Source organism: Pseudomonadota bacterium (assembly GCA_039028935.1).
In the GTDB taxonomy this organism is placed as follows: Bacteria; Pseudomonadota; Gammaproteobacteria; order Steroidobacterales; family SZUA-146; genus SZUA-146.
Genome location: JBCCHD010000067.1, coordinates 1 through 9,617, shown reverse-complemented (window position 1 = coordinate 9,617; position 9,617 = coordinate 1). Strand labels below are relative to the sequence as shown.

The 9,617-nt window shown below is 55.4% G+C and carries 5 protein-coding genes, 2 tRNA genes and 1 pseudogene; 6 read left to right on the top strand and 2 right to left on the bottom strand.

Translation table 11 applies throughout. The features are described 5' to 3' along the window. Together AAF465_17015 and galU are read left to right on the top strand one after the other, a co-directional pair. Positions 1-116: pseudogene (locus AAF465_17015) on the top strand (rod shape-determining protein). Positions 117-327: 211 nt separating this feature from the next. Then, the gene (gene galU, locus AAF465_17010) at positions 328-1,197 is read left to right on the top strand and encodes a UTP--glucose-1-phosphate uridylyltransferase GalU (GenBank protein ID MEM7084426.1); all 870 of its coding nucleotides are present in this window, start codon (positions 328-330) and stop codon (positions 1,195-1,197) included. A 41-nt stretch (positions 1,198-1,238) separates the two neighbouring features. Here galU and AAF465_17005 read toward each other — a convergent pair whose 3' ends face one another. Beyond that, entirely contained in the window at positions 1,239-1,406 is a 168-nt protein-coding gene (locus AAF465_17005; GenBank protein ID MEM7084425.1) for a hypothetical protein, read from the bottom strand. A gap of 498 nt (positions 1,407-1,904) precedes the next feature. On the opposite strand from AAF465_17005, the gene AAF465_17000 reads away from it, so the two are divergent. Further along, entirely contained in the window at positions 1,905-4,613 is a 2,709-nt protein-coding gene (locus AAF465_17000) for a penicillin acylase family protein (protein ID MEM7084424.1), read from the top strand. A gap of 99 nt (positions 4,614-4,712) precedes the next feature. Here the strand turns inward: AAF465_17000 and AAF465_16995 are convergent. Then, positions 4,713-4,788 (bottom strand) — tRNA-Asn (locus AAF465_16995). Between the two features lie 493 nt (positions 4,789-5,281). On the opposite strand from AAF465_16995, the gene uvrB reads away from it, so the two are divergent. The 3 genes from uvrB to thrS form a co-directional block, all read left to right on the top strand. Further along, a complete protein-coding gene (gene uvrB / locus AAF465_16990) occupies positions 5,282-7,339 on the top strand; it encodes an excinuclease ABC subunit UvrB (protein MEM7084423.1) in 2,058 nt (685 codons plus the stop codon). A 289-nt stretch (positions 7,340-7,628) separates the two neighbouring features. Further along, a tRNA-Val gene (locus tag AAF465_16985) sits at positions 7,629-7,703 on the top strand. Positions 7,704-7,863: 160 nt separating this feature from the next. Continuing rightward, positions 7,864-9,617, top strand: a 1,754-nt coding sequence (gene thrS / locus AAF465_16980; protein ID MEM7084422.1) for a threonine--tRNA ligase, incomplete at its 3' end; no start/stop codon positions are given.

Below are 9,617 nucleotides of genomic sequence, written 5' to 3'. Positions count from 1 at the left end.
TGTCTGAAGCAACGGGTTCTATGGTGGTTGATATTGGTGGCGGTACAACAGAAGTCGCCATTATTTCACTTAATGGTGTTGTGTATTCATCTTCAGTACGTATTGGTGGCGATAGGTTGAGGAGTGACCCGCTCTGCGATCGAGTAGTTAAGGGTAAACCCCGAGATAAAGTAACACCTGGTTGTTAGCCCGGGGATGCTGCATGTCAATTGAATCGGCACGGTTTGCATGCGGTGTTCTCGGGCTGCTTTTTGTGATGTCGCGCAGGGTTGTGGTTCTGGTCGTCATGATACACTCACACGCGTTCTTGGCCTTGGACGAAATCTCATGACAAGCTCTGTGAAAGTCGCTGTGTTTCCGGTTGCTGGTCGTGGCACGCGCTTTTTGCCCGCCACGAAAGCCAGTCCAAAAGAAATGTTGCCAGTGGTGGACAAGCCGCTCATTCAGTACGCGGTGGAAGAAGCGCTTGAGGCCGGGGCGCGCACACTCGTGTTTGTCACGGGTCGATCGAAGCGCGCGATCGTCGATCACTTCGACAAAGACCATGAGCTGGAGCGTGAACTTGAGCAGGCCGAAAAATCGGCGTTGCTGGAGAGTGTGCGTCAGATTGTGCCCGCGAGCGCGCATTGCGTTTATACGCGTCAAAGCGCACCGCTGGGTCTGGGTCATGCCGTGTTATGCGCCCGGCCTATCGTTGATGATCGACCATTCTTCGTCCATTTGGCTGATGACCTAATCAGTGCGTCGCCGTCGTGTTTGAGTCAAATGCAAGAGGTTTATCGACAAGAGGGCGCCAGCGTGTTGGCGGTACAAACGGTACCGAACGACCAAACGGACAAGTATGGTATCGCCGCCGCGTCGAGTTTCGAAGATGGTCTGGGCGAAATCAGCGAGATAGTCGAAAAACCGTCGCCGGAGAAAGCGCCGTCGAATCTCGGCGTGGTGGGTCGGTATGTTTTGACGCCACGCATATTCGATTTGCTCGAAAATGTTGGAAGAGGGGCGGGTGGCGAAATTCAGCTCACAGACGGCATCAGTCAGCTGCTTAGTAAACAGAAGGTGTTTGCGTACCGTTTTGATGGCACCCGTTATGACTGTGGTGACAAGCTCGGCTACCTTCGCGCCAACGTGGAACTGGCGCTCGATCACCCAGAATTGGGCGAGGCATTTCGCGATTATCTTAAGACGGTCAAGTAACGACTTGTAAATCGATAGTCGTTATTGCACGGGGCGTATCCTCAAGTGAGATACGAGTAAGTTTGGGTAAACACCTTTTCAGGCGTCTCGATGTCGGTGTCTTCGGGTTTTAGCACCAGGGTTTGCTCAACCAGCTCGGCCGCAGCTTCTTCACTCAGATCTTGGGTGTTCATGTCCAAGACCTTCGTCTTGATGTATTCGTCGCTCATACTCGTACCAAATTTTATCGTTAAGCGGGATCGGTAGACAAAAAAAACGTCTCGGCGCGTCCGATCGATGTGTCAGTTCAGATGGAGGAGTGTAGTCCTTGCGGACCGGTCAGGTAGTGATCAAATTCACACCCTGTGTAAGACGGTTGTTCTCGGCTCGGGAGACACACAGTTGGCGCAAGTTTATGTCAATCCTAACTGGCGGACGGTCTATGGCGCGTTGCCGCATGATTAGTGACCGTGCGTGGTTTACTCTCATGCAACGGGGTTATTTCACCATAAACGACGCCATTCAAAGTGCGCCGTACAAGCATTTGTACACAGCGGCTTTGACATAAAGCGTTTCTCGCCGCGTCGCACATTGACACTGCTTGTGGCCAGCGGCCACACTGGGTGGTCTCGGGGTAGCCCGGTACTGCGCGCTGACCAATAGGTTGTTGGTTGTGCGCCAAAAAGAACAATTTTCCTTTGAGTATTAATCCGGTTTGGGAGAGGACAATGAGGCCTACGTTCATGCGCCTAGTGATGGCGAGCGGTTTGTTGATGCTGGGTGAGGCACAGGCACTGGCCAACCCCACTTATGAAGCCGAGGTTCGGCGTACGTCTTACGGTATTCCTCATATTAAGGCGAACGATTGGGGTGGCATCGGCTACGGGTACGGCTATGCGTATGCGGCGGACAACTTTTGTGTGTTGGCCCGTGAAATTGTAGAAGCCAACGGCCAGCAGGCACTGTATTTTGGCTCGTCTCAGGGTCGCATCAATAGCGATCTCTTTTACACGCTGAGTAACAGCGACGAGACGATCGATGCCATCATTGCGCAAACCGATGCACCGGTACTCGACGGCATCAAAGGGTTTGCGGCAGGGTATAACCGTTACTTGAGTGAAACTGGCGTGGACAATCTCGACGTCGATTGTCGCAGTGAAGCCTGGGTTCGCGCGATTGATGAGCGCGACATGTTTAAGGTGTATTACAAGTTGATCTTGCGTGCGAGTGGGGGACCGCTGCGCGATTTGATTGTGAGCGCTGTACCGCCTGACCCGGCGAGACAACAGACTAATCGTCGCACGATGGTTGAGATGAACAAGAAGCGTGAGGCTTTACGCGACGCGATGGCCAAGGCCGATCTGTCGCTCATTCGCGATCAGCTCAACCCGCAGGAGCTGGGCAGCAATATGTATGCCCTCGGCAGCAATGCCACCCAAAGTGGTCGCGGCATGGTGTTAGGCAATCCACATTTTCCGTGGAATGGACCTTTGCGTTGGTACCAGGCGCATCTCACGATCCCCGGCCAGATCGACGTGATGGGTGCATCGCTTCAAGGAATTCCTCTAATTAATATCGGCTTTACCGATACGTTCGCCTGGAGCCACACTGTGTCGCCAGCTGATCGATTTACGATTTTCGAATTGTCGCTCGTGCCGGGCAATCCAACCCAGTACTTTTACGACGGGGTGGCCACCGATATGGAAGTGTTCCCGGTGTCGATTCAGGTCGACAACGGCGGCGTTATTGAAACCGTTAATCACACCTTCTATCGAACCGTTCAGGGCTGGGTCATGGACATTGCGCCACTGCTTGGATTCCCGGTATGGAACTCCGGCGTGTCGATATTTGCCGTAGGTGATGCGAATGCGGACAACTTCCGAGCGATTAATCAGTTCTATCGCATGAACCTGGCGACCAACCTCACCGAGTTTGTCGATGTGTTGGAGGACCTAACCGCGTTACCCTGGGTGCACACCGTGGCGGCCAGTGAGTCGGGCACGGCGTTTTACGGCGACTTGTCGGTGATGCCAAATGTGAGTGCGGCCAAGCTTGCCAGCTGTGCCCCGACGGGTGTGGGCACGCTGCTCGTTACGGCAGCCGGTCTCAAAGTGCTGGACGGCACCGACTCCAGTTGTGCATGGACGGTAAGCCCCGATGCCGCCCAGCCCGGTGCTGTGCCATCGAGTGAATTGCCCACCCTCACAACGCAAGATTACGTGTCCAATTCGAACGACAACCATTGGCTCACGAACCCCAATATGCCGATTACCGGTATTGTGCCCACGGCGGGAGCAGAAGAAACCGCTCGCAGTCTGCGTACGCGACTGGGTCTCGTGCAAATCGAGGAACGCCTAGCGGGCACCGATGGGCAAGGTGCGCCGGGCTACACCATCGCGACACTTAAAGAGGCACTGTTCGGTAGTCGTAATTATGCGGCCGAACTGCTTGTCGATGATCTTGTGCAGTTGTGTATCGATGAAGGTGAATCCGTGGTGGTCGATACCGTCACGGTTGATCTCACCGAAGCCTGTAGCGTGTTGGGTAACTGGGACAAGCGACAAAATAATGACAGCTTCGGCCCGCACATTTTTCTCGAATTTTTGCAATCGGTGTTTGATGATACCGACGATCCGATTCTGACCGCCCTGTGGGAGACGCCGTTTGATGTGAATGATCCGGTCAACACACCACGCGGCCTCAAAGCCACCGACCAGGTGGATAAAGATCAGGTAATGCAATGGCTGGGACGTGGCGTGAAACGGCTGACGGATCTAGGACTGCCGATGAGTATCGCCTGGGGAGACCTGCAATTTACCGAGCGCGGTGGTACACCTTTGCCCATTCACGGCGGTCGCGATGGCTCTGGCATGTTTAGCATCATCTCTGCGGGACTGAGTGCGGCGGGTTACACACCCGTCACAGGTGGCAACAGCTACATGCAGGTTGTGACGTTTGATGACGATGGGCCGATTGCTGAGGCGTTATTGTCGTACAGTCAATCGAGTGATGTGAACAGTCCACATTACGCCGATCAAACCGTGTTGTATTCCAATAAGCAGTGGGTGACGCTGCCGTTCAAAGAAGCCGATATTCTAGCTGACCCGAATTACACGACGATCACCATTTCGGAGATCAAAGACTCCGACGGTGATAGTGTCGGTGATGACGTTGACAACTGCCTGCTGGTGGCCAATCCACCACAGCGGGACACCGACGGCGACGGCTTCGGGAATTTGTGCGATCCGGACTTCGATAACAACAATGTGGTCAACTTCCTGGATCTGAGCTACATCTCATCGGTGTTCAATAGCGCGGATCCGGATGGTGATCTTAACGGTGACGGCGCGGTTAATTTCCTGGATTTTGCGATTTTCCGCGACTTTTTCCTCGGACCACCGGGGCCCGCTGCGCCACCACTGACCATGGAGCGCTAAACCAAGCGCAACGCATAGCGTGGGCACGTGATGTGTCCACACTACCGGCGCCTGACGGCCGGACAAAAAAAGGCCCACATAATGTGGGCCTTTTCTATTTGGCTCCCCAGCGCGGACTCGAACCACGGACCTAGTGATTAACAGTCACCCGCTCTACCAACTGAGCTACTGGGGAAGAGTGCGGATCAAGCCGCAGGCGCGAAATTCTGGCGGCTTGAGGCCACCAAGTCAAGCCATTTTGTCACGCTCTGGGCGAATTAAGTCCATCCCACGGATATTGATTGCTGGGCGCACCAATCATGATCAATGAATGGAAATCGCTACGGCGCTAGACGCGGGCTTATTCGCCCGAGCACGGCGCCTCGCGCCGACCCAATACGGTGCACCCATGGCCACGCCGGGTTGCCGGTACGGCCGTTCAGTCGTTAGCGCATCAATGAGAGCGGTGTTCGATTGGGTGAGGCAGTGTGTGATGGGCATTTTCCACAAGGCGTTCAAACCCGCGTTTCGCGGAGTGCGTCCGGCGTGTTCGGCCAACGACGCGACGCGGCCGGTTCGGAGTGTGGATCATGCCGCGCGCGCCAACGGACGGTCGCCAATTGGGTGTATAGTGTGAGATTGAGCCGGCGCCTTACGGCGGTCGGTTGTTGTTATGAAAGGATGTGGGCGTGGCGCCAACCAGACTTAACGTAGCGGACGGTGAACAAACCGAGTTTAAACTCGTGTGTGACTACCAACCGGCGGGCGATCAAATTGAGGCCATTGCGCAGCTGTGCGACGGCTTGGAATCGGGCCTGGCACAACAGACACTGCTGGGCGTGACCGGCAGCGGCAAGACGTTTACGGTGGCCAACATCATCGACCGCCTGCAGCGACCAACGATCATCCTCGCCCATAACAAAACGCTGGCGGCTCAGCTGTATGGCGAAATGCGCGACTACTTCCCAAAAAATTCGGTGGAGTATTTTGTGTCGTACTACGACTACTATCAGCCGGAGGCGTATGTTCCGGCCTCTGATACGTTTATCGAAAAAGACGCGTCGATCAACAAACATATTGAACAGATGCGCTTATCCGCCACCAAAGCGTTGCTCGAACGTTCCGACGCGATTATTGTCGCGACGGTTTCGGCCATTTATGGATTGGGTGATCCGGAGTCTTATCACAAAATGGTGCTGCATTTGCAGCAGGGCAAGCCGCTGGACCAGCGCGATATGCTCAAGCGCTTGGCCGAGATTCAATACGACCGAAATGAGGTGGAGCTGGCACCGGGCTGCTACCGAGTTCGAGGAGAGGTGATTGACATTTTTCCGGCTGAGTCCAGTCGGGAGGCGGTTCGCGTCGAGTTATTTGATGACGAGGTCGAAACACTCAGTTACTTCGATCCCTTGACGGGCGAAGTCTTGCGCAAGGTGCCGCGCCTCACGATTTACCCGCGTACCCACTATGTGACGCCTCGCGACGTCATGGTCGAGGCCACCCGGCATATTCGCACGGAGCTTGTCGATCGGCTCAAGGTGCTTCGTGACACGGACAAGTTGCTCGAAGCACAGCGCTTAGAGCAACGGACCAACTTTGATCTGGAGATGATCAATGAATTGGGCTATTGCTCGGGGATTGAAAACTACTCGCGCTATTTATCGGGGCGTCAAGAAGGTCAGCCGCCGCCTACGCTGATCGACTACCTACCTGAAAATGCGCTACTGATTGTGGATGAAAGTCATGCGACGATTCCGCAGTTGGGCGCGATGTACAAAGGCGACCGATCGCGCAAGGAAACACTGGTTGACTATGGGTTTCGCTTGCCGTCCGCGCTCGATAACCGACCGCTCAAGTTTGCGGAGTTTGAAGGGCTCATGCCGCAGGCCATATTTGTTTCGGCCACGCCCGGACCGTATGAAGCGGAACGGTCGGGTCAGACAGTGGAGCAGGTTGTGCGCCCAACGGGCCTGGTCGATCCGGAGGTTGAGGTACGACCGGCGGGTTCGCAAGTCGACGATGTGCTCTCAGAGATTCATCGGCGTACGCTCAGCGAAGAGCGCGTGCTGATTACGACGCTCACTAAACGGATGGCCGAAGACCTGACCGAGTATCTGTTCGAACACGACGTGCGGGTGCGTTACCTGCACTCCGACATCGACACCGTGCAGCGCTCAGAGATTATTCGCGACCTGAGACTGGGCGAGTTCGACGTGCTTGTCGGCATCAACCTGCTGCGGGAAGGCCTCGATATGCCGGAAGTTTCACTCGTGGCCATTCTCGATGCGGACAAAGAAGGGTTTCTTCGCTCCGACCGCTCCTTGATTCAGACAATTGGCCGGGCGGCGCGTAACGCCAGCGGCAAAGCGATTCTGTATGCCGATAAGATGACCGGCTCAATGGAGCGTGCCATAAACGAAACGGAACGACGGCGCGCTAAGCAACTGGCCTTTAATGAAGACCATGGCATCACGCCTAAGACTATTATTAAGCCTGTGGCCGATGTGATGCAGATGGGGCAGCAGGGCGGGAGCGCCTCTCGCGGTGAAAAACGCAAAGTGGCCGAAGAGCAAGCGCGCTACATGGCCATGTCGCCTGAACAGCTTGCGGCCAAGCTCAAGCAGCTCGACAAAAAGATGTTGCGCCATGCACGGGACTTGGAGTTTGAAGAAGCGGCTCAGCTTCGCGATAAGATCGCGCGGATTCGTGCGATGGGATTTGGGCTGCCATCGCAGAAAGCCGGCTAATGGCGCACTGACCGACGACCGCGGCGGAATCTGTTCGACCGGTCCGAGGGTGGGGAGCAACCCGGCGTTAGCGTGGCGTCGCGGCGTCATGATTGCCGCGCTATTTGCGGCGTCGAGGCGGTTTCCGTGGAGCGGTTTGGCGTCGAATCGCAGGATGTGTCAACAGTTTGTCGGGGATGTCAGGGGGATTGAGCTCATTCAAATGGGAAGTCGGGCGGCGACCAGGTCTCAAAACCACACTTCGACGCTTGCACCGTGGCTCGACCTTCGCTATCTTTCATCCCCCTTCAGGCGCGTAGCTCAGTGGTAGAGCACTACCTTGACATGGTAGTGGTCGGTGGTTCGATCCCGCCCGCGCCTACCAGATGTGCAAGCGGGTGGTTCGTCAGAACCACCCGTTTTTGTTGGGCGGTAAATAAAGGCCTGTCGATAGAAGCTTTTCGGGGCGTCGTGACCCCATTCACGGTTTAATCTGAGCGGCGCAACAGCTACTATTTGCCCCTTCGAAGTGATGTGTATGACCCATGCCTGTAATCACCTTACCTGACGGAAGTCAGCGACAATTTGACCAGCCGGTGACGGTGGCCGACGTCGCGGCCGATATCGGTCCCGGCTTAGCCAAAGCGGCCCTCGCGGGGCGTGTCGGTGAGCGCGTGGTCGACACGAGTTTTGAAATTTCCGAAGACGCCGATCTGGCCATCATCACCGCTCGCGATGACGACGGTCTGGATGTGATTCGGCACTCCACCGCGCATTTGATGGCCCAGGCGGTCAAGCAGTTGTTTCCCACCGCTCAGATCACCATCGGTCCCGTGATCGAAGATGGCTTTTACTACGACTTCTCGTTTGAGCGCAGTTTCACTCCAGAAGACCTAACCGCCATTGAAAAGCGCATGACTGAACTGGCCAAACAAGACTTGCCGGTCACCCGTACAGAAATGGCACGTGACGAAGCGGTCGCGTACTTCAAAGGCGAGGGTGAACTGTACAAGGCCGAGATCATTGAGAGTATTCCCGACGACGAAGTGATCGGGCTCTATGGGCAGGGTGACTGGAAGGATTTGTGTCGTGGTCCGCACGTACCTAGCACGGGACATCTCAAAGCCTTCAAGTTAATGAAACTGGCCGGTGCTTACTGGCGTGGTGATTCAGACAACGAAATGCTTCAGCGCATTTACGGCACGGCGTGGGGCGACAAAAAAGCCCTTAAGGCGTATCTCACTCGTCTGGAGGAGGCCGAGAAGCGAGACCATCGCAAATTTGCGACCGCGCTGGATTTGTTTCATCTGCAGCCTGAAGCGCCTGGCATGGTGTTTTGGCACGATAAGGGGTGGCGACTGTATCGGTCCATCGAAAACTACGTGCGCGAGAAACTCATCGACAACGGCTATGAAGAGGTGCGTACGCCGCAAATCCTGGATCGCTCGCTATGGGAAAAGTCGGGCCACTGGGACAAATACGCCGAAAACATGTTTACCACGGGCTCTGAAAAACGCGATTACGCAGTCAAGCCCATGAACTGCCCGTGCCATGTGCAGATCTACAACCGTGGACTGCACAGCTACAAAGACCTGCCGATCCGGATGGCGGAATTCGGCTCCTGTCATCGCAATGAGGCGTCGGGCACGCTGCATGGGCTGATGCGGGTGCGTAACTTTGTGCAGGACGATGCCCATATTTTCTGCACCGAGGACCAGATTCAAGATGAGGTCGCCCAATTTATTGAGCTACTGCAAGAAGTCTATGCCGACTTTGGCTTCACGGATGTGATCATCAATTTGTCAACCCGGCCAGAAAAGCGGGTGGGCGAGGAAGCGCTGTGGGACAAAGCCGAGGCGGCCCTTCAAAACGCGCTGGAGACGCTCGGTCTCGACTGGTCGCTACAGGCCGGAGAAGGGGCATTTTATGGGCCCAAAATCGATTTCTCGCTGAAAGACAGCATTGGGCGTATTTGGCAGCTGGGCACGATGCAGCTCGATTTTTCCATGCCCGCTCGTCTCGATGCGCAGTACGTCGACCGAGATGGCGTCAAACGCACGCCCGTCATGCTTCATCGCGCCATTTTGGGCTCATTGGAACGTTTTATTGGTGTGTTGCTTGAGCATTATGCGGGGATCCTGCCGTTTTGGCTGTCGCCGGTTCAGTGTGTCGTGATGGGGATTACGGAGCGTCAGGACGAATATGTGCAAAAAGTTGCTGAAACGCTGAAAAAACAAGGATTTCGGGTCGAAATAGACTTGAGAAACGAGAAAATCGGGCTTAAAATCCGCCAGCACTC

What these genes read in the sequence shown, in the direction of transcription:
- galU (MEM7084426.1), top strand. Translation starts at nt 328, where the DNA reads ATGACAAGCTCTGTGAAAGTCGCTGTGTTTCCGGTTGCTGGTCGTGGC.
- AAF465_17005 (MEM7084425.1), bottom strand. Translation starts at nt 1,406, where the DNA reads ATGAGCGACGAATACATCAAGACGAAGGTCTTGGACATGAACACCCAA.
- AAF465_17000 (MEM7084424.1), top strand. Translation starts at nt 1,905, where the DNA reads ATGAGGCCTACGTTCATGCGCCTAGTGATGGCGAGCGGTTTGTTGATG.